At 66.6% G+C, this 18,342-nt stretch carries 16 protein-coding genes; 2 read left to right on the forward strand and 14 right to left on the reverse strand.

Annotation, left to right across the window (positions count from 1 at the left end; translation table 11 throughout):
• From QX070_RS17385 to QX070_RS17440, 12 genes are all read right to left on the reverse strand, one after another.
• The gene (locus QX070_RS17385; RefSeq protein WP_315738231.1) at positions 1–867 is read right to left on the reverse strand and encodes a phosphatidate cytidylyltransferase; all 867 of its coding nucleotides are present in this window, start codon (positions 865–867) and stop codon (positions 1–3) included.
• The gene (locus QX070_RS17390; RefSeq protein WP_315738232.1) at positions 864–1,622 is read right to left on the reverse strand and encodes an isoprenyl transferase; all 759 of its coding nucleotides are present in this window, start codon (positions 1,620–1,622) and stop codon (positions 864–866) included. Before QX070_RS17390 ends, QX070_RS17385 begins: the two co-directional genes overlap by 4 nt.
• 12 nt (positions 1,623–1,634) lie before the next feature.
• Complete coding sequence (gene frr, locus QX070_RS17395) at positions 1,635–2,198, reverse strand: ribosome recycling factor (RefSeq protein ID WP_315738233.1); 564 nt, start codon at positions 2,196–2,198, stop codon at positions 1,635–1,637.
• Positions 2,199–2,357: 159 nt separating this feature from the next.
• Positions 2,358–3,074: a UMP kinase gene (gene pyrH / locus QX070_RS17400; protein ID WP_315738234.1), complete on the reverse strand. Its 717-nt coding sequence runs from the start codon at positions 3,072–3,074 to the stop codon at positions 2,358–2,360.
• A gap of 72 nt (positions 3,075–3,146) precedes the next feature.
• Positions 3,147–4,070 carry a translation elongation factor Ts gene (tsf, locus tag QX070_RS17405; RefSeq protein ID WP_315711597.1) on the reverse strand — a complete coding sequence of 308 codons (924 nt, stop codon included), beginning with the start codon at positions 4,068–4,070 and terminating at the stop codon, positions 3,147–3,149.
• 128 nt (positions 4,071–4,198) lie between these two features.
• Complete coding sequence (locus QX070_RS17410) at positions 4,199–5,191, reverse strand: 30S ribosomal protein S2 (RefSeq protein ID WP_315738235.1); 993 nt, start codon at positions 5,189–5,191, stop codon at positions 4,199–4,201.
• Positions 5,192–5,345: 154 nt separating this feature from the next.
• Positions 5,346–5,729, reverse strand: coding sequence for a hypothetical protein (locus tag QX070_RS17415; protein WP_315738236.1), 384 nt, complete (start codon positions 5,727–5,729; stop codon positions 5,346–5,348).
• Between the two features lie 226 nt (positions 5,730–5,955).
• Entirely contained in the window at positions 5,956–6,918 is a 963-nt protein-coding gene (locus QX070_RS17420) for an FHA domain-containing protein (protein ID WP_315738237.1), read from the reverse strand.
• Positions 6,915–8,207, reverse strand: coding sequence for a serine protease (locus tag QX070_RS17425; RefSeq protein WP_315738238.1), 1,293 nt, complete (start codon positions 8,205–8,207; stop codon positions 6,915–6,917). The genes QX070_RS17420 and QX070_RS17425 overlap by 4 nt, the downstream gene beginning before the upstream one ends.
• Before the next feature lie 180 nt (positions 8,208–8,387).
• Positions 8,388–10,697 (reverse strand): caspase domain-containing protein, encoded by a 2,310-nt coding sequence (locus tag QX070_RS17430; protein ID WP_315738239.1) that lies wholly within the window; start codon positions 10,695–10,697, stop codon positions 8,388–8,390.
• Between the two features lie 170 nt (positions 10,698–10,867).
• Positions 10,868–14,398, reverse strand: a complete 3,531-nt coding sequence (gene dnaE / locus QX070_RS17435; RefSeq protein ID WP_315738240.1) for a DNA polymerase III subunit alpha — start codon at positions 14,396–14,398, stop codon at positions 10,868–10,870.
• Positions 14,399–14,862: 464 nt separating this feature from the next.
• Positions 14,863–15,576 (reverse strand): outer membrane protein, encoded by a 714-nt coding sequence (locus tag QX070_RS17440; protein WP_315738241.1) that lies wholly within the window; start codon positions 15,574–15,576, stop codon positions 14,863–14,865.
• 269 nt (positions 15,577–15,845) lie between these two features.
• Between QX070_RS17440 and QX070_RS17445 the strand changes: the two genes are divergently transcribed.
• On the forward strand, positions 15,846–16,181 hold the full coding sequence (locus QX070_RS17445; RefSeq protein WP_315738242.1) for a DUF3551 domain-containing protein: 336 nt from the start codon (positions 15,846–15,848) through the stop codon (positions 16,179–16,181).
• A gap of 107 nt (positions 16,182–16,288) precedes the next feature.
• On the opposite strand, the gene QX070_RS17450 is transcribed toward QX070_RS17445, so the two are convergent.
• On the reverse strand, positions 16,289–17,062 hold the full coding sequence (locus QX070_RS17450; RefSeq protein WP_315711586.1) for an outer membrane protein: 774 nt from the start codon (positions 17,060–17,062) through the stop codon (positions 16,289–16,291).
• 57 nt (positions 17,063–17,119) lie between these two features.
• On the opposite strand from QX070_RS17450, the gene QX070_RS17455 reads away from it, so the two are divergent.
• On the forward strand, positions 17,120–17,257 hold the full coding sequence (locus QX070_RS17455) for a hypothetical protein (protein ID WP_315738243.1): 138 nt from the start codon (positions 17,120–17,122) through the stop codon (positions 17,255–17,257).
• 250 nt (positions 17,258–17,507) lie between these two features.
• Here QX070_RS17455 and QX070_RS17460 read toward each other — a convergent pair whose 3' ends face one another.
• Positions 17,508–18,278: a helix-turn-helix transcriptional regulator gene (locus QX070_RS17460; RefSeq protein WP_315738244.1), complete on the reverse strand. Its 771-nt coding sequence runs from the start codon at positions 18,276–18,278 to the stop codon at positions 17,508–17,510.
• Positions 18,279–18,342 lie beyond the last annotated feature (64 nt).

Below are 18,342 nucleotides of genomic sequence, written 5' to 3' on the forward strand. Positions count from 1 at the left end.
TCACCAAACCAGAAGACCGCGGCCGACGCCATCGAGGCCGCCGCGCAGCAAACCGAGCAATGCGGCGACAACGATTGCCGCGACATAGCCGTCCAGGCGATCCATTAGGCCGCCATGGCCGGGAATGATGTGACTGGAGTCCTTGACCCCGAAGTGCCGCTTCACCGCAGATTCGAGCAGGTCGCCGAGCTGCGAGACCACCGACAGCACTGCTGCCAGCACGAGAATCGTCACCAGTCCGCCGGCGCCCGCCAACGACCAGCCGGCCGCGGCAGCAAGGCTGGCCGCGAAGCCGCCGATCGCGCCGGCCCAGGTCTTGTTCGGGCTGATCCGCGGCGCGAGCTTCGGCCCGCCGATGCTGCGGCCCGCAACGTAGCCGCCGATGTCGCTGGCCCACACGACCAGAAACACCAGCACCAGCGCATGCCATCCCTCGGCGGCATCGAAGCGCACCAGCACCGAGCCGAGCTCGGCAGCGGCGGCGTAGGCGAAGCCGGCGGCCGCCCAGGCGCGGCGTCCCGCATCAGCCAGCGCCGTGACCACGACGAGGCCAAGGGCGAGCACGACGACGGCGAAGTCGATCAGGCCGAATGCGCAGCAAATGCCGGCAACGCCGATGGCCAGGGCTCCGGCCGTGCCGACGCTGGCCTTGCGGACCTCGCCCACCACCATCAGCCATTCGAGATACAGGCCGACCGCGACCACCGTGACCAGTGCGGTCCAGAATACGCCGCCGGCATAGGCGGCGCCGAGCGCCAGCGGCACCAGCACCAGCGCCGCCGCAACCCGCATCACCAGATTGCTGGGCGCAGCCCGCTTCGGCTGCCCGCCGGCGTCTCCCACGGCTGCGGTGTCCGGTTTGGTCACGAGGCGGTTTTCGCCACGAGGCCGCCGAAGCGGCGTTCACGCCGGCCGAACTCGGCGATGGCGCCTTCGAGTGCGGCCTTGTCGAAATCGGGCCAATGGATCGGCACGAACACCAGCTCGCTATAGGCCGCCTGCCACATCAGGAAGTTCGACAGCCGCTGCTCGCCGCTGGTGCGGATGATGAGATCGGGATCGGGAACATCGGGCGCATCGAGATGGGCACCGATCGCGTCGGCATCGATCGAGGACGGATCGCGCCGGCCCTCGGCGACCTCGCGCGCCAGAAGCTGGGCCGCGCGCGCGATCTCCTGGCGCGAGCCGTAGTTGAACGCCAGCACCAGCGTCAGCTTGGTGTTGCCCCGGGTCAGCTCCTCGGCTTCGCTCAGGAGCGCGCAGATATCGGGCTCCAGCCCATCGCGCTCGCCAATCACCCGGACCCGAACGCCATCGCGATGAAGCGTGGCAAGATCATTGCGGATGAAGCGGCGCAGCAGGCCGAACAGGTCGCCGATCTCGCTCGCCGGGCGCGACCAGTTCTCGGACGAGAACGAGAAGATGGTGAGATAGCGAATGCCGAGCTCGGGCGCCGCGCGCACCACGCGGCGCAACGCCTCCACGCCGCGGCGATGCCCTTCCGCGCGCGGCAGCCCGCGCGCCGCAGCCCAGCGGCCGTTGCCATCCATGATGATGGCAACGTGGGCCGGGCCGTCGGAGCGTTCCGGCGCCTCCGTCACGGGGGCCGCGGCATTGGACATCAAAAACATCCTTCAGACGGTGAGGATTTCCTTTTCCTTCGCCGCCAGCAGCTGGTCGATCTCCGAAATCACGCTGTCGGTCGCCTTCTGCACGTCGGCAGCGAGGCGCTCCTGATCGTCCTCGGACATCTCGTGATTCTTCTCGAGCTTCTTGAGGGTATCGAGACCGTCGCGGCGGACATGGCGGACAGCGACGCGCGCGGCCTCGGCATATTTGTGCGCGACCTTCACCAGCTCCTTGCGGCGCTCCTGGTTGAGCTCGGGAATGCGAAGCCGGATCACCTGACCTTCGGTCGCCGGCGACAGGCCGAGATTGGAATCCACGATCGCCTTCTCGACCGCCTTCACCATCGATTTGTCCCAGACCTGCACCGACAGCAGACGCGGTTCGGGCACGGAGACGGTGGCGAGCTGGTTGAGCGGCATGTGCGAGCCATAGGCTTCGACCTGGACCGGCTCCACCATCGACGCCGAGGCGCGGCCGGTGCGCAGGCCGCCGAGCTCGTGCTTCAGCGCCTGGGTCGCGCCCTGCATGCGGCGCTTCAGTTCGTTGAGATCGAAATTGCCCGTGGACATCACGCTTTCCTTTCTGCAACCCGGTCGCTGCGGCCGTTCTGCCGGGCCTTGGAGGGCCAGCGGCCGGACTCGCGCAACTCCCGGACGAATTCCTGTTTCGCTTACGCTTCTACCGCAGGCTGGGGATCGGTCCAACACCGGCCGCCGACGGTGCCGGGCTCACCCCGCGACGATGGTGCCGCGCCCTTCGCCCCGCAGCATCGCACCGATCGAGCCGGGTTCGGCAATGGAGAAGACAATGATAGGCAGCGATGTTTCCCGGGCAAGCGCGAATGCAGTCGCGTCCATGACCTTGTAGCCGCCCTCGATGGCCTGCGAATGGGTCAGACGGTCGAAGCGCTTGGCGGCCGGATCCTTCTTGGGATCGGCACTATAGACGCCGTCGACATTGGTGGCCTTCAGCACGGCCTGCGCGCCGATCTCGGCCGCCCGCAACACGGCGGTGGTATCGGTGGTGAAATAGGGATTGCCGGTGCCGCCCCCGAGCACCACGATGCGCCCTTCGGCCAGCGACTTGTGCGCTGCAGCGCGCGTGAACAGCTCGCAAACCTCCGGCATCACGAAGGCCGAGAGCGCCTGCGCCGGGGTACCCTTGCGCTGAATCGCGGCTTCGAGCGCCAGGCAGTTCATGACGGTCGCGAGCATGCCCATCGTGTCGCCGGTCGGGCGCGATACGCCCTGCGACGAGACCTCGACCCCGCGCACCATGTTGCCGCCGCCCACGACGACGGCAATCTCGACGCCCAGCTTCTGAGCCGCAATGAGGTCGTCGGCGATGCGGTCGATGGTCGGCTGGTCGATGCCGAAGGAATGAGGGCCCGCGAGATATTCGCCGGACAGCTTGACCACGACGCGACGATAGACCGGCTCAGCCATGTGCCAATGCTTCCCTGTCTCGCGCGTTGGGATCCGGCGCACGCATGCGCCGGATCGAACCAGGTTCAGTCGTTACTTCTTGCCGCTGGCGGCGGCGACTTCGGCAGCGAAGTCGGTCTCTTCCTTCTCGATGCCCTCGCCGAGGGCATAGCGGACGAAACCGGCGACCTTGATCGGACCACCGACCTTGCCTTCGGCTTCCTTCAGCGCCTGCGCGACGGACTTGCCGCTGTCGTGGATGAAGGCCTGCTCGAGCAGGGTGACTTCCTTGTAGTAGGTCTTCAGGCCGGACTCGACGATCTTCTCGATCACGTTTTCCGGCTTGCCCTGCTGGCGATATTTGTCGGCGAGCACGTCCTTCTCGCGCTTGACGAGTTCCGGATCGAGACCGGCCGCATCGATCGCCTGCGGATTGGCCGCGGCGACATGCATCGCGAGCTGGCGGCCGAGTACGGCGAGCTCGTCGGTCTTGCCGGGCGACTCCAGCGCCACGATCACGCCGAGCTTGCCGGCACCCTCGATGACGGCGCCATGGACGTAGCTCGACACGACGCCCTGGCTCACTTCGAGCGAAGCCGCACGCCGCAGCGTCTGGTTCTCACCGATGGTGGCGATCGAATCGGCAATCGCGGCCTCGACCGTGATGCTGCCCACCTTGGCGGCCTTGATCTTCTCCACGTCGGCACCGACGTCGAGCGCGACCTGGGCGATCATCTTGACCAGGCCCTGGAAGTGCTCGTTGCGGGCGACGAAGTCGGTCTCGGAGTTGACCTCGACGACCACGCCCTTCTTGCCCGAGGTCAGCGCGCCGATCAGGCCCTCGGCCGCAACGCGACCGGCCTTCTTGGCGGCCTTCGACAGGCCTTTCTTGCGCAGCCAATCCTGCGCGGCCTGCATGTCGCCGCCGTTCTCGGTGAGCGCGGCCTTGCAGTCCATCATGCCCGCGCCGGTCGACTCGCGCAGGTCCTTCACCATCGCTGCGGTGATGTTAGCCATTGTTGAACGTCCTTTTGCCTGTCCAAAGCGCGACGCAGCGGATGGCTGGTCGCCGCCCGCTGCCAGGAAAAACCTATCTCAGTCGCGATGGCCGGCGTGAGACGCCGGCCAGATTCTCATGCGTCGTCTTAGGCGTCGGCGAGCGACTTGGCCTGGGCAACCCAGGCATCGGCCCGGCTCGGCAGACCCACTTCTTCGCCGATCTGGTGTGCCGTGTCGTGATCGAGCTCGGCGAGCTGCCAGTAGTGGAAGATGCCGAGGTCGTTCAGCTTCTTCTCGACGGCCCCCGAAACGCCGGTGAGCTTCTTGAGATCGTCGGCGGTGCCACGCGGACCGGGCAGCCCCTGGAACTTCGAGGCGACCGACGCTGCCGGAAGCTCTTCCTCCAGCGGGGCGGCGGAAGCCCCGACGTCGATCCCGAGCTCGCCCTGCGCCCGCGAGATGCCGTCGATCGCGGCACGCGCGATCAGGTCGCAATACAGCGAGATCGCACGGCCCGCATCGTCATTGCCCGGCACGACATAGGTGATGCCCTTCGGGTCGCAATTGGTATCGACGATCGCGGCAACCGGGATCTTGAGGCGCTGGGCCTCCTGGATCGCGATGTCTTCCTTGTTGGTGTCGATCACGAAGATCATGTCGGGCAGACCGCCCATGTCCTTGATGCCGCCGAGCGAGCGATCGAGCTTGTCGCGCTCGCGCTGCAGGGTCAGCCGCTCCTTCTTGGTGTAGGAGTTGGCTTCGCCAGAGGACAGCACCTCGTCGAGATGACGCAGGCGCTTGATCGAGGCCGAGATCGTCTTCCAGTTGGTCAGCGTACCGCCGAGCCAGCGCGAATTGACGAAATACTGCGCGCAACGCTTGGCCGCATCGGCCACGTTGTCCTGCGCCTGGCGCTTGGTGCCGACGAACAGGATGCGGCCGCCCTTGGCGACGGTGTCGCTGACAGCCTGCAGCGCCGTGTGCAGCAGCGGCACGGTCTGGGCGAGATCGATGATGTGGATGTTGTTGCGGGCTCCGAAAATGAAATCGGCCATTTTCGGATTCCAGCGGTGAGACTGGTGACCAAAGTGCACGCCAGCTTCGAGCAGCTGGCGCATCGTGAATTCAGGTAGCGCCATTGGATATTCTCCGGTTGATTCCTCCGGAAACGCGTGAGCAAAGACAGACCGTTAAGGCCCGGCTTGCCACCGGACGCCCTCTAGGAGAGCCAAGTTTCCGTGTGAGATGGCGCGCTATATAGCCGGATTTTGGCGCAACGCAAGGAAAATGGGCCTATTCGGCCTGCAGAAGCTCCGCCAGCGCCGCCCTCGCCTGCCCTTCCTGGAGCGGAACGAAGTCGACCGGGCCCTTGTTGTCGGCGCCCGACGAGGCCGCCGCCATCACGCCCATGCCCAGCAGGCCAAATGCCATGCCGCCGCCCTGCATGGCCCTGGACCGATCGCTGGGCCTGATCGAGAAGAAATAGGTCCGCCCCGGTTCGGTATTGAAATCGAGCACCGAGTCGCCCGGGAACAGGGTCTGGGTGGCGACGAGGTGGTGCGGACCGGCCGGCCGGTCGAGATAGACGTAGGTACCGGGGATCAGGCGGCTCAGCGCGACGCCATCGACCTTGGCGTCGCAAGTGGTCCTGTCGAGCCAGGCATCCTTCAAACTCATGATGACGATGCGGGAGTGTCCGGGACGCGGCGCCCCAATCTTCTGTGACACCACCGCATACTCGGTGCCTTCTTTGCCTGTTAGGCACCCTGATACCAGAAGTGCCGCCCCCAATCCCAGCAGCGCCCGCCTGTTCATTGCCCTCTCCCCGTAAAAACCCGGATAGAGGCTATGATGGGAACCGGGGAACTTTCAATCTGCTGGAGCAAAGACGGTGGAACTGTGCTCAGCGCTCCACACCGGCCGGCGTCAGCGCGGCCCGATCGGCGTCGAGCTTTGCCCTCAGCCGCGCAGCGTCGTCGGAGAAGACCTGCTCGTCCTGTACTGGAACCAGGCGCAAGGACGGCGGCATCAGCACGTGGCTGACATTGGGACGGCCGGAATTCGCCAGCGCCTCCGACCGCTGCACGGTCTGAACCGCGATCGCGACCACGAGCAGCAGCCCGACTACCATGCCCTTGGCGAGCATGTGGGTGCGCCCGACCTCGCGCAGATGCAGGAAGCATGTCGCCGCCAGAACGATCCACGACACGACATAGCCGTAGGTGAAGACGGCCGTCCAGGTCAGGGCGAACGAGGCAATCTGGGCGAACTCGCTGTAGATCCAGAATGCGATCAGACCCGCCTGCGCGATCAGGAGGTGGCGCAGAAAATGCGAGCGACCGGAAAACAGCCGCGCCAGCAGCGCCCAGACGCCGACCCAGGCAACGACGACCCCGATCATGGTGAGGGTCGGCACGAGATAATCGGACAGATGCGCCTCGGTGGTCTGCGCAAACCAGGTCATCAGCGCATTGATCGCGAGCAGGACGACGCCGAGCGCGATCGCCGCGATGATCGGCAACGCCCCGCGTTCGGAGCCCGCGAGCCGCTCCGGCTCGACGGCATGGCCGGCGTCGCGGATCCGGAGCAGTGTCTGGCCGATCCGGATCGGCTTGATGCCATCGAGGACGAGCTGCGGCTTCCGGCTCTTGCCGCGATCGAGAAAGAGACCGTTGGCGCTGCCGAGATCCTCGGCGACGAGGCGCCCCTCGCCGTCACGGAAAATCCGCACATGGCGCGCGGCGACATAGGGATCGTCAAGGATGACGTGATTGTCATAGCCACGGCCGATGCTGATCTCGGTGGCATCGACGCGGAAGCGGCCGGCGACGTCGCGATGCTTGGAGAGGATCTCGATCCAGATCATCGTGCGACCTGCAGGCGTTCAAGGAAGCTCTTGCCGAGGCGCAAGGCGTCGTCGTAGGCGATCGCTTGCAGGTTCAGCCGCGACACCAGCGCCTCGTCGGCGTGGTCCTGCGTGACCGCGACCAGCACGACGTCGTAGAGGCCGTCGAACTCGCGATAGCCTTGCGCGCACCACAATACGCGCAGCGGCGGATGAGCGGCCGCCGGCGCGACGCCGACGAAATCCGCATGGCAATGCTGCGGCGTGTACCATTTGCGGAACGAGCCACCCATGGTCAGCCGCGGCTGCGCCAGTTGCGTCAGCACGGTCGCGAACTGGAATTGATTGAGGTCGATCGATTTCGCGTAGGAGTGGCTGACCTCGACCACGCCGGTGTTGAGGTCGGAGGCGACATACACGCTCGCCTCGGCCTTGCAACTGGTCGAATTGATGCTGGCGCGCGGCTTCGGCGACGCGCTGGCATTCGTGCTCGCCCAGCATTCGAACCAGCCCGCGCGCGTCTCCGGCGCCTGATAGGACCCAAATACGCGGTCGCGGAAGCCCTCCTCGCCCAAGGATTTGTAGAGCGCTCCGCGCCAGCTGGTGAGCTGCGCGACCACGTCCTTGCGCAGATCGGCCGCCGCCGGCCTGGCATCCTGACCGCGCGCCAGCAGCGCGGCGGCGAAGCGCGCCGGCACCAGGAAGCTGATGAGCTGGCCGCCGCGGCGGGTGGCGACGTTGACGCCCACCACCTGGCCTTGCGCATTGACCGCCGGCCCGCCGCTCATGCCGGGATTGAGCGCGCCGGTGAAATGGATGTGATCGTTGTAGCTGTGCTCGACGAGACCGTTATAGGTGCCCTCGATGATGGTGAAGCCGAGATCGAGCGGGTTGCCGAGCGAATACAGCCGCTCGCCTTTCGGCAGGCTGCCGTCGAGCGCGGCCTTGTCGAAGGAGAAGAATGGCGCGTTCTGCTTGTCGACGCGAACGAGCGCGAGATCGTTGGGCAGGTCGACGGCGAGCAGCGTCACGCCGCCTTGTGTGCCATCGGCTCCCGTATATTCGAGCCGGTAGGTCTTCGGCTCGAGCGCGGCGTCCGACACGACGTGATAGTTCGTGACCGCGAGCCCGTCGGCGGAGACCAGGAAGCCGGAACCGGTCGAGGTCTGGCGACCGGCATCGGCCACGAGCGTGCGGATCTGAAGCAGGCGCGGCGGCGCCGAGGCATAGACGGCTTCGGCGCCCGGCAGCGCCTGCGCATTGGCATAGGACGGGACGCCCGCAACCCCAGCACTGCCAAGAGTTGCCATGATCGCGCCTCGCCACAGCAGCGCGCGCACGGCGCCAACAAACGCTGATATCAATGGTGCCCCCGCAACACGTCGTCGACTGCCGACGTCGCGCGCCCACGATCGATCAATCCGGCGGTCCGGCCAATATCGAAAACGGGCCTGCGATGCAACCAGCGCGCCGCGGCTGCGCCGGCCGGCTCAGCAATGCGGCACGTTCGGTGGACACCGCTTGCCCGGGGCCTGCGGCGGAGCAGGTCGCGGCGGTGGTGCTGCCGGTCTTGCCATCGGCGGCGGTGCGGCGGGCCGCGCCATCGCGGCCACCGGCGGCGGGCTTGGACGTGCCATCTGCGGCGGCGGGCTCGGACGCGCCATTGGCGGCGGCGGAGCCGGCCGCATCATCGGCGGCGGAGCGGGCCGGGCCATCGGGGACGGCGCCGGCCGGGCCATTTGTGGCGGAGGAGCTGGGCGCATCACAGGCGGCGGCGCGGGCCGCGCCGGCGCCGCTCGAAGCACGGGCGCAGCCGGCGGCCGTGGCGGCGGCGGACTCGGCCGCGCAGCCGTCGGCGGCGCTGCGCGATGCTGGATCTGGTCGGGCACGGCCGGCTGCAGCCGCGGTCGCGCGTCCGGTGCGTGTGGAATGGCCGCCGGCGCAACCGGGCGAGGAGCCACCGCCGCGGGAGGCGCGGCGGGTACGCCGGGCGGCGTGCGGTTCGCCCGCATGTCCGGCCGGATCGCAGGCGTCTGCACCGCAGCGGGAAGCCCCGGCGCGCCACGTTGGCCCGGCACCGGAAGCGCATTCGCGTTTGGCGGGCCCTGCCCCGGCCGGCCGGCCTGATTTGGAAGCGCAGCCTGCGGAACGCCAGCAGGCAACGGTCCGCCCGGTCCGGCGGGTCGCGCGGCAGGATTGGCGACCGGTGCGGGCGGCGGCACCTTGCCCTGCTGGATCAGGGTCGCGCGCTGCATTACCGCGGGCGGCAATGCCGGCGCCGGCGCCACGGCCGGCTGGGTTGTCGCAGCGGGACCGGTGGACATCGGACCGGCAGGTGCGGGACGATTGATCACGGTGTTGATGACCGCGGTGTTGTGGATGTTCTGGTAGATGATGTTGTTCGGCGGCGGCGCAACGAAAGCCGGCGGCCGGACATAGACCGGGATCGGCACGAACACCGGCCGCGGCAGGATGAACAGGCCGACCGGCGCGAACGGCGGCGGCAGCTCCACGAACTCCGGCGGAGGCGGCGGCAGGATGTAGACCGGCGGCGGGGGCGGCGGCACGAAATCGAATTCGGGATCCGAGAACAGCAGCACCGGACGTTCGACATAGATCACCTCGTCGAGCGGCGGCGGCGGCACGTCATATTCGATCATCGCGAAGGTCGGCGGCGGCGCCGGCGCTGCCGACAACATCGCCAGCCGCCGCCGGGCGTCCTCGGCATGCGCGCCATAGGGATAGCGCTTCAGATAGGACCAATAGGCTTCCGGGCTGTCGGTGCGAAACGTCCGCCGCCAGGTCAGCGCCTCGCGGCGAGCGGCGACCAGGGCGCGCACACGCCGCGCCAGCGGATCGCTCGGATAGGCGGCGATGAAATCCTCATAGCCCTGCAGCGTGTCGCGCTCCAGCGCGGCGGCATAGGCCTCCTGCACCGGCAGTTCGCGGATCGGGCGCGAGCGCAGCGCCGCGGTCTGCTCGGGCGAATCCGGCGTGGCCGGCGCGTCCGGCGCCCGCTCGAAGAAGGTGAAGGCGGCCTGGATCTTCTGCGCATCCCACGGCACCTGCGCGCCCTTGGTCTCCTCGTTGACGCGCAGCCGCAGCCTATCGAACACCTCCGGCAGCGACAGGCCGCCGGTGCGGATCATCTCGGCGAGCGAGCGCGCGTAGATGCCATAGGCGCCGGTCTCGTTCGGCGCGATCGTGCCCGGCGCCGCATTGAAGGCGATCAGCATGTTGGCATCGGGCTCGACCAGCGCCAGGCCGCCGGCGATCGCCGGGCCGCCGGCAATGAAGGGCTGCTGACGCGCGGCATCGAGCACCACGACGCTGGCCTTCACCGGCGTCGCCGCAAGCTGGCGGATGTAGTCGCTGAGGCGCAGGCCCTCGGTCGGAATGTCGACGTCGCTGCCGATGTTGGCGTCGACGGGAAGAAAATAGTTCTCGCCGGCGAGCTGCATGCCGTAGCCGGCGAGATAGACCATCGCGACGGTGTTGGTGTCGGCTGACTGGGCCTTGTGAATGAAATCGCGAAAGCTCTTGCGCAGCGTGTCGGCATCGAGGTCGCGGGCGCCCACCACGTCGAAGCCCGCCGCCTGCAGCGTCTGCGCAATCAGGCCAGCATCGTTGGCCGCCGTGGCCAGCGGACCCTTGGCATAGGCCCCGTTGCCGATCACCAAGGCGATGCGCTTTTCGGCGCCGGGCTGCTGCGCTGCAGCAAGCCGCGGCAAGCCCGCCAAGGCGAGTAGGCAGAGCGAGACACTCAGGACGATCTTCGCGGTGATCTTGGTCAAGCGCATGGTTCAAGCCCCTTCGAGGCACCCGCCGCGGATTCAGCGGGAGAATGGCTGAACCGCGGTTGAACGGAGGCATGTCCGTACAGCCCACGCGCAGCTTTTTTGTTCCTCGTCCCCCTGTTCGACCAGCAAGATCGCCGAACGCAGCCGTTCCAGCGGAACGATCGCCCCGATTATAGCTGCTGCACGTCGACCACGCCGGTCACCGCCTTGATGGCACCTGCGATTTGTGGCGAAACCTTGAAGCGCCCCGGCAGCTTCATCTCCACCTCGGTTTCGAGGTCCAGCATCATGACCAGCGACACCTCGCCTTCGCCTGCGGCGGTGCGGGGCGCCGACGGCGGCGCGGCACTCTTGGCGATGGCCCCGTTGCCGTTGGCCGCGGCACCTTCCGGCCCCTGCAGGCGCTTGACGATGGAGTCGAGCGGCTTGGTGTCGCGCAGGAAGATGCGCAGGCCACGCTGCGTCTTGGCGGCGGCATCATCGAGCGGCTCGGCATGGAGCACGCGCGCGCGCACATCCTCGCCCTGCAGCTCGGCGCCGAGCTGAAGCAGCACCGCCGCGCCCGGCTCGAGCACGTCGCGATATTGTGCAAGGCCTTCGGAGAACAGCACCGCCTCGAAATGGCCTGTCGGATCCGACAGGCCCATGATGCCCATCTTGTTGCCGGTCTTGGTGCGCCGCTCCATGCGCGACACCACGGTGGCGGCGACCTTGCCCGCGGTCGCGCCGGTCTTCACCGCGCGCGAGAACTCGGCCCAGCTCTGGACGCGCAGGCGCTTCAGCGCCGCGGCGTAGTCGTCGAGCGGATGGCCCGACAGGAAGAAGCCGATCGCATCATATTCGCGCCGCAGACGCTCGGCCGGCAGCCAGTTCTCGATGTTGGGCAGGATGATCGCGGGCGCGTCGGCGGCGTTGCCGAACATGTCGTTCTGGCCCGAGGTCGCGGCCTCGTGCGCGCGCTGGCAGGCGGCGACGATGGCGTCGGCGCCGGCGAACACGCGCGCGCGGTTCTTGTCGAGCACGTCGAACGCACCGGCCGCAGCCAGCGTCTCGATGATGCGCTTGTTGATCGCGCGCGGATTGACGCGGGAGGCGAAGTCGGCGAGCGAGGTGAACGGCCCGCCCTTGTTGCGGGCCTCCACGATCATCTCGATCGCCTGCGGACCGACGCCCTTTAGGGCCGCCAACGCGTAGAAGATGGTGTTGCCGCTGACCTCGAAGGTCGGGCCCGAGCGATTGATCGACGGCGGCTCGACCTTGATGCCCAGGCGCTGCGCCTCGGTACGAAATTCCGAGAGCTTGTCGGTGTTGTTGAGATCGAGCGTCATCGACGCCGCGATGAACTCCACCGGATAATGCGCCTTCATGTAGGCGGTGTGGTAGGACACCAGCGCGTAGGCGGCCGCGTGCGACTTGTTGAAGCCGTAGTCGGCGAACTTGGCGAGCAGGTCGAAGATCGTGTCCGCCTGGTCCTTCGGCACGCCGTTCTGGGTGGCGCCCTCGACGAAGCGGACGCGCTGCTTGTCCATCTCGGCGCGGATCTTCTTGCCCATGGCGCGGCGCAGGAGGTCGGCTTCGCCGAGCGAATAGCCGGACATCTGCTGCGCGACCTGCATCACCTGCTCCTGGTAGATGATGACGCCGAAGGTCTCCTTCAGGATCGGCTCCAGGATCGGGTGCAGATATTCCGGCTCCTCCTCGCCGTGCTTGCGGGCGCAGTAGGTCGGGATGTTGGCCATCGGACCGGGACGATACAGCGCCACCAGCGCGATGATGTCCTCGAAGCGGTCCGGGCGCATGTCGATCAGCGCCCGCCGCATGCCCTGGCTTTCAACCTGGAACACGCCGACCACGTCGCCCCGCGCCAGCATCTGATAGCTCGGCGCGTCGTCGATCGGCAGAGTCGCGAGATCGACGTGGACGTCGCGCTGCTTCAGAAGCTTCACGGCGACGTCGAGCACGGTCAGCGTCTTCAGGCCGAGGAAGTCGAACTTGACGAGGCCGGCGGGCTCGACCCACTTCATGTTGAACTGGGTGACCGGCATGTCCGATTTCGGATCGCGATACATCGGCACCAGCTCGCTCAGCGGCCGGTCGCCGATGACGATGCCGGCAGCGTGGGTCGAGGCGTGTCGCGTCAGGCCTTCGAGGCGCATCGCGATATCGAAGGCGCGGGCCACCACCGGATCCTCGTCGCGGAACGCCTGCAGCTTCGGCTCGCCCTCGATCGCGGCGGCGAGCGTCACCGGCGCGGCCGGGTTCTGCGGCACCAGCTTGGTCAGCTTGTCGACCTGGCCGTAGGGCATCTGCAGCACGCGGCCGACGTCGCGCAGCACGCCGCGCGCCTGCAGGGTGCCGAAGGTGATGATCTGCGCCACCTGGTCGCGGCCGTAGCGCTGCTGCACGTAGGAGATCACCTCGCCGCGGCGGTCCTGGCAGAAGTCGATGTCGAAGTCCGGCATCGACACGCGCTCGGGATTGAGGAAGCGCTCGAACAGCAGCGCGAACCGCATCGGGTCGAGATCGGTGATGGTCAGCACCCAGGCGACCAGCGAGCCTGCGCCGGAGCCGCGACCCGGCCCGACCGGAATGCCGTGCGCCTTGGCCCATTTGATGAAGTCCGACACGATCAGGAAGTAGCCCGCGTACTTCATGCGCATGATGACGTCGAGCTCGAAGGCGAGCCGCTTCTGATAGTCCTCCTCGGTCATGCCCGGCGCCATGCCGTGCACCTTGAGGCGCCGCTCCAACCCCTCCTCCGCCTGTCGCTTCAGCTCGGCGGCCTCGGCGCTCGCGGCGTCCACGGCATCGCTGCCGGTGCCGGCGCCGACCGTGAAAAACGGCAGGATCGGCTTGCGCGTCCGCGGCCGGTACGAACAGCGCTCGGCGATCTCGACCGTCGAGGCCAAGGCCTCCGGAAGGTCGGCGAACAGCACCGCCATCTCGGCACGGGTCTTGAAGCGGTGATCCGGCGTCAGCTGCACGCGCTCGGTGTCGGCGACCAGATGGCCGCCGGCGATGCACAGCAGCGCATCATGCGCCTCGTAGTCGTCGGCGGTCGCGAAATACGGCTCGTTGGTCGCGACCAGCGGCAGGCCCTTGCCATAGGCGATATCGATCAGGCCGCCTTCGACGCGGCGCTCGCGGTCGACCCCGTGGCGCTGCAGCTCGATGTAGAGGCGGTCGCCGAACAGGCTTGCCAGCCGCTCGCAGCGCTGCGTCGCAAGTGCCGCCATGTCGTGCTGGATCGCGAGCGAGATCGGCCCATCGGGCCCGCCGGTGAGCGCAATCAGACCATCGACACCCTCGTTCAGCCACTCGAACTTGATGTGCGGCGCCTGATGCGTCGGCGTGTCCAGGAAGGCGCGCGAGTTCAGCCGCATCAGGTGGCGGTAGCCCTCCTCGCGTGCGGCGAGCAGGACGATTCGCGAGGGCTGCGCGACCGCACCGGCATTGCGGGCATTCGGGTCCATGTCGCCGAAATCGATAGCGAGCTCGCAGCCGGCGATCGGCTGGATGCCATAGCTCGCCATCTTGTCGGAGAATTCGAGCGCACCGAACATGTTGTCGGTGTCGGTCAGCGCCAGCGCGGGCTGGCGATCGGCCTTGGCGAGTTCGCCGAGCTTGCCGATCTTGATCGAGCCCTTCAGCAGCGAATAGGCGGAGTGAACGTGGAGATGGACGAATCCGGCGCTGGACATGCTCGCTTTGCAACTTCCTGGGGCTTTTCCGAGATCGATCACGGTGTCGGGCCGGCTTCCGGGCTTGCTCGGGTCACGACCCGGCGCCATGCCCTATCGCCCGACCGACTCGCTCCGCATCATATCGGAGGCCCTCCGGCGAGTCCGGCGCCCTCGCCTGCCTTGTCCCCAGTCGCTGCGCTCGGAAAACTAAAGCTGTGGAATGATTTGCGCCCAGAGCGCGATCATGCCGACGAACAGCGTGATCGACGCCAGCGCGGCGGCTTCTTGAACGAAAACCTTCAGCATCGGGACCTCCCTGAGTCAGAACATATGAAGAACAATGTTCCTTTTCTGTTCTCAGGTCAAGCGCGCTGATCGACCCGTTGCCGCGCCCGCGCCGCAGATGGTTAATCCGGCCCACAAACAAGAAGCCCCGGCGCGAACGCCGGGGCTTTGCATCCGCCGATCGTGCGCGGATCGACTCAGTACCGCGTCGCGATCGGGCCGCCGAAGCGGTAGTTCAGGCGGGCGGTGAACAGATCGACGTCCTGCTTGATGCTGTCGGAGCCGAGCGCGCCGAAGCTGACGGTCTGGCGATCCATGAACAGATGGTCGTACTCGACGCCCAGCGACCAGTTCGGCGCGAAGCCGTATTCGAGGCCGGCACCGACCACGCCGCCCCAGCGCGTGTCGTCGTTGGAGGCGAGGAACGCGCCGGTCGCCGCGTTGGTGATCGTGTACTTGTTGCTGATCACGGCCGCGCCGCCCTTGGCGTAGAGCAGCACGTTGTTGATGGCGTAGCCGACCTGGCCGGTGAACAGGCCGAACGCATCGGTCTTGGTGCGGTTACGCGTTCCGAACAGCGCGCTCTGATTGTCGCCGGTGAGGTCGGCCCAATTGCCCTGCGCCTCGACGCCGAACACGATCTGGCCCATCTGCCAGCGATAGCCGACCTGGCCACCGACGGTGCCGCCGGATGCATCATGCGAACCCTCGCGGCCGCCGCCGACCAGATCCCAGGTGTTCTCGCTCCAGCCGCCGCCACCGTTCACGCCGATGTAGAAGCCGCTCCAGTCATAGATCGCAGCCATCACCGGCGGCGGTGCCTTCGTGTAGGGACGCGCAGCGAGATCCGCGGCAAGCGCCGGCGAGGCCAGCACCACGAGCGCCGTCGTCGTCAACAGAAGTTTCTTCATCACAGGTCCAGTCTCGTCTCATTTGGCCCCCAGGCCAGCCGCATCTCTTAACGATCTGCGCCACAATTGCTGTAGCCGCTCGGTCACAGCTCGCTGCTGAAAGGCCACGAGACATATTGGGAAATTAATCTTTAATCACAGTGTGTTGATGGAACTTTCCAGCTTGCAATCGAGGGCCGACCGACTACACACGCGTGAGGGCCGTCGCGCCGGTGCTTCGCCATGAAGCGCGCGCGTTCTGGTCATCAAGGGATGAAGGGAGATCGTTGATGCGTGAGGTTTTATTTGCGGCCCTGGCTGCAGCCGGCCTCGTGGTCGCAACCCATGCGCCGGCTCACGCCGTCGGTGTCAGGCATGCGTTCTGTCTGCAGGGTGATGAGTTTCCGGGCTTGAGCCACTGCACCTTCGACACTTACGCGCAATGCCAGGCGACGGCGTCGGGACGCCTGCTGAACTGCATCGCGAATCCCTATTTCGCCGGCGTCAGCAATGACCCGCGCGCGACGCCCTATCCGTATCCGCACAGGCAACGGATCAAGCCGCGTCCGCCGGCGCCAAATCCCTACGCGCCGTTCCCCAACCCATTCGTGTTCGAAGAGGACTGACCCGTCCCCCACCTTCGACGCAGCGAGCTATCGTCTCAGGCCATACCATCGAAGGTTCGTCGAAGCCGTGGCTCCGACGAACCGAAGCAATCGAAGATGTCGTTGCGTCAGCGCATCATCCCGAAACCCGGACCGAACTTGTAGTTCAGCTTCACGAGCCCGATGTCGACATCCTGCTTGATGCGATGAGTCATCGCGGGCGCGCCGGCCGCGGCGACGAAGTTCAGGTTCTTGTTGCCCAGGAAGATGTGGTCGTACTCGACGCCGACCGACCAGTTCGGCGCGAAGCCATATTCGAGGCCGGCACCGATCGTGCCACCCCAACGCGTGGTGTTGGCGCGATCGAGCATCACGTTGGTGCCCGTGGTGAAGGTGTCGTAGCGATCGCCGACGACCGCGGCACCGCCCTTGATATAGCCGAGAATGTTGTCGAAGGCATAGCCGACCTGGCCGGTGAACAGGCCGAAGCCGTTGGTGCGTGAACGGTCGCTGACATTGGGAAGAATCAGGTTGCGATTCGTGCCCTTGAAGTTGGCCCAGTCGCCCTGCGCCTCGACGCCGAACACCCAATTGGCCATCTGATAGCGGTAGCCGACCTGGCCGCCGACGGCCGCGCCGCCGCCGCCGGAGCAGCCTTCGCGGTTGGCTGCCGGGTTCACCGCCACACCGGCGTTCGAAACCAGATTCCAGCAATCCCGACTGGAACCTCCGCCGGCGTTGAAGCCGACATAGAAGCCGCTCCAGTCATACACCGTCGCCACGACGGCGGGCGGCGCCTTGGTGTACGGCCCCTTCTTCATTGGAAGATCAGCTGCGAATGCAGACGTCGCCGCGGCGATTGCGCCGAGCCCCACCGTTGCGCCGAAAAGCGTCTTCATCATCGAACTCCGTAGCTTCTGTCCCAAAGTCCCCAGGCCCTCTGGTTTCGTGCGAAAAACATGCAGCGCGACGAAGCGATCCTGCCACCCGCATTCGCTCCGCCGACATCAACCGATGTGCAGATCAGAACCATTCTTTCCGGCTTTTATGGGATTGGGCGCAAAGGCCTGTTTTCCAAGGCTTTGCCCGCAACATGAACAAACAACTAATAAGATGTAAGGAGGAGTCGTGGCCGGCGTCCATCCATGGCCACAATACGCGCGACGGCAAAATCGTGATCGGGAAACTCCCGGTCACGGAACGAACCCTGTCACGTCTCAGTCGTGAATTCTTCAGGGCAGCACGACGAGTCTTGCGAATGCGTAGCATCATCATGCGCAAAGCGGACGAATGTGTGGTGCTTCCCAGCCCATGCTGAACGCACGCTCGTCCCGAGCGGCATCGTCATCACGTGTAGTAGATCGCCAATTTCAGCGCGGGATCGTCATTGGACTGGAAGGTCGCGTATCGCAGCCTCACGCGGCCCTTCTTCGGATGCTCGAGCAGCTTCTCGCCGGCAGCAAGCGCATTGACGTCGTGCGCCGCCCACAGGCCGTCGAACTCGCGGCTGCCGCGCCGCAGCCGCGCGATCAGATCGACGAAAGCGGGATCGCCCGCCCACAGATCGTAGGTCGCGCGAAACTGCGCGACCATGCGTTGCGCCAGCTCCTTCCATTGCGCGCCGAACAGCCGGCGCACGCCGGGCTTGCACAGCATCAGCACCAACGTGTTGCGCTCATCGTCGGCGAGTTGAGAGAAGCCGAAGATCTCGTCCGCCGCGGCATTCCAGGCCAGCACATCCCATCGTCGTCCTGAGATGTAGGCCGGCTGGTTCAGACTCTGCACGAGCTCGCGCAGCCGGACCGGCACTTGCTCGCGCACGAACGGCTTGCGCGCAGGATCGCGCACCAGCGCCTTGAGATGAGCATGCTCGGTTCGGCTCAGGCGCAGGGCGCGCGCCAGCGCATCGATGGTCGAGGAGGACGGCTTCACGGCCCGGCCCTGCTCGATTCGGATGTACCAGTCGACGCCGATGCCAGCGAGCTCGGCCACTTCCTCCCGTCGCAGCCCTGCGGTGCGTCGCCGCCGCCCGGCCGCGAGTCCGACCGCTTGCGGCGTCAGCTTCTCGCGCCGCGAGCGCAGGAAGTTGCCGAGCTCGGCATGTCGCGGATCACTCATGTGCTGGATCCCTCATGGTCGTCCGCGGGAGGTGTGGCCAGCGTGGGCTTGCCTAATCCCAGGA

The organism is Bradyrhizobium sp. SZCCHNR1093 (genome assembly GCF_032381175.1).
Classification (GTDB): domain Bacteria; phylum Pseudomonadota; class Alphaproteobacteria; order Rhizobiales; family Xanthobacteraceae; genus Bradyrhizobium.

What these genes read in the sequence shown, in the direction of transcription:
- QX070_RS17410 (WP_315738235.1), bottom strand. Translation starts at nt 5,191, where the DNA reads ATGGCGCTACCTGAATTCACGATGCGCCAGCTGCTCGAAGCTGGCGTG.
- QX070_RS17390 (WP_315738232.1), bottom strand. Translation starts at nt 1,622, where the DNA reads ATGTCCAATGCCGCGGCCCCCGTGACGGAGGCGCCGGAACGCTCCGAC.
- QX070_RS17420 (WP_315738237.1), bottom strand. Translation starts at nt 6,918, where the DNA reads ATGATCTGGATCGAGATCCTCTCCAAGCATCGCGACGTCGCCGGCCGC.
- QX070_RS17455 (WP_315738243.1), top strand. Translation starts at nt 17,120, where the DNA reads ATGCAGCGCGACGAAGCGATCCTGCCACCCGCATTCGCTCCGCCGACA.
- dnaE (WP_315738240.1), bottom strand. Translation starts at nt 14,398, where the DNA reads ATGTCCAGCGCCGGATTCGTCCATCTCCACGTTCACTCCGCCTATTCG.
- pyrH (WP_315738234.1), bottom strand. Translation starts at nt 3,074, where the DNA reads ATGGCTGAGCCGGTCTATCGTCGCGTCGTGGTCAAGCTGTCCGGCGAA.
- QX070_RS17445 (WP_315738242.1), top strand. Translation starts at nt 15,846, where the DNA reads ATGCGTGAGGTTTTATTTGCGGCCCTGGCTGCAGCCGGCCTCGTGGTC.
- QX070_RS17440 (WP_315738241.1), bottom strand. Translation starts at nt 15,576, where the DNA reads ATGAAGAAACTTCTGTTGACGACGACGGCGCTCGTGGTGCTGGCCTCG.
- QX070_RS17425 (WP_315738238.1), bottom strand. Translation starts at nt 8,207, where the DNA reads ATGGCAACTCTTGGCAGTGCTGGGGTTGCGGGCGTCCCGTCCTATGCC.
- QX070_RS17450 (WP_315711586.1), bottom strand. Translation starts at nt 17,062, where the DNA reads ATGATGAAGACGCTTTTCGGCGCAACGGTGGGGCTCGGCGCAATCGCC.
- frr (WP_315738233.1), bottom strand. Translation starts at nt 2,198, where the DNA reads ATGTCCACGGGCAATTTCGATCTCAACGAACTGAAGCGCCGCATGCAG.
- QX070_RS17430 (WP_315738239.1), bottom strand. Translation starts at nt 10,697, where the DNA reads ATGCGCTTGACCAAGATCACCGCGAAGATCGTCCTGAGTGTCTCGCTC.
- tsf (WP_315711597.1), bottom strand. Translation starts at nt 4,070, where the DNA reads ATGGCTAACATCACCGCAGCGATGGTGAAGGACCTGCGCGAGTCGACC.
- QX070_RS17415 (WP_315738236.1), bottom strand. Translation starts at nt 5,729, where the DNA reads ATGAGTTTGAAGGATGCCTGGCTCGACAGGACCACTTGCGACGCCAAG.
- QX070_RS17460 (WP_315738244.1), bottom strand. Translation starts at nt 18,278, where the DNA reads ATGAGTGATCCGCGACATGCCGAGCTCGGCAACTTCCTGCGCTCGCGG.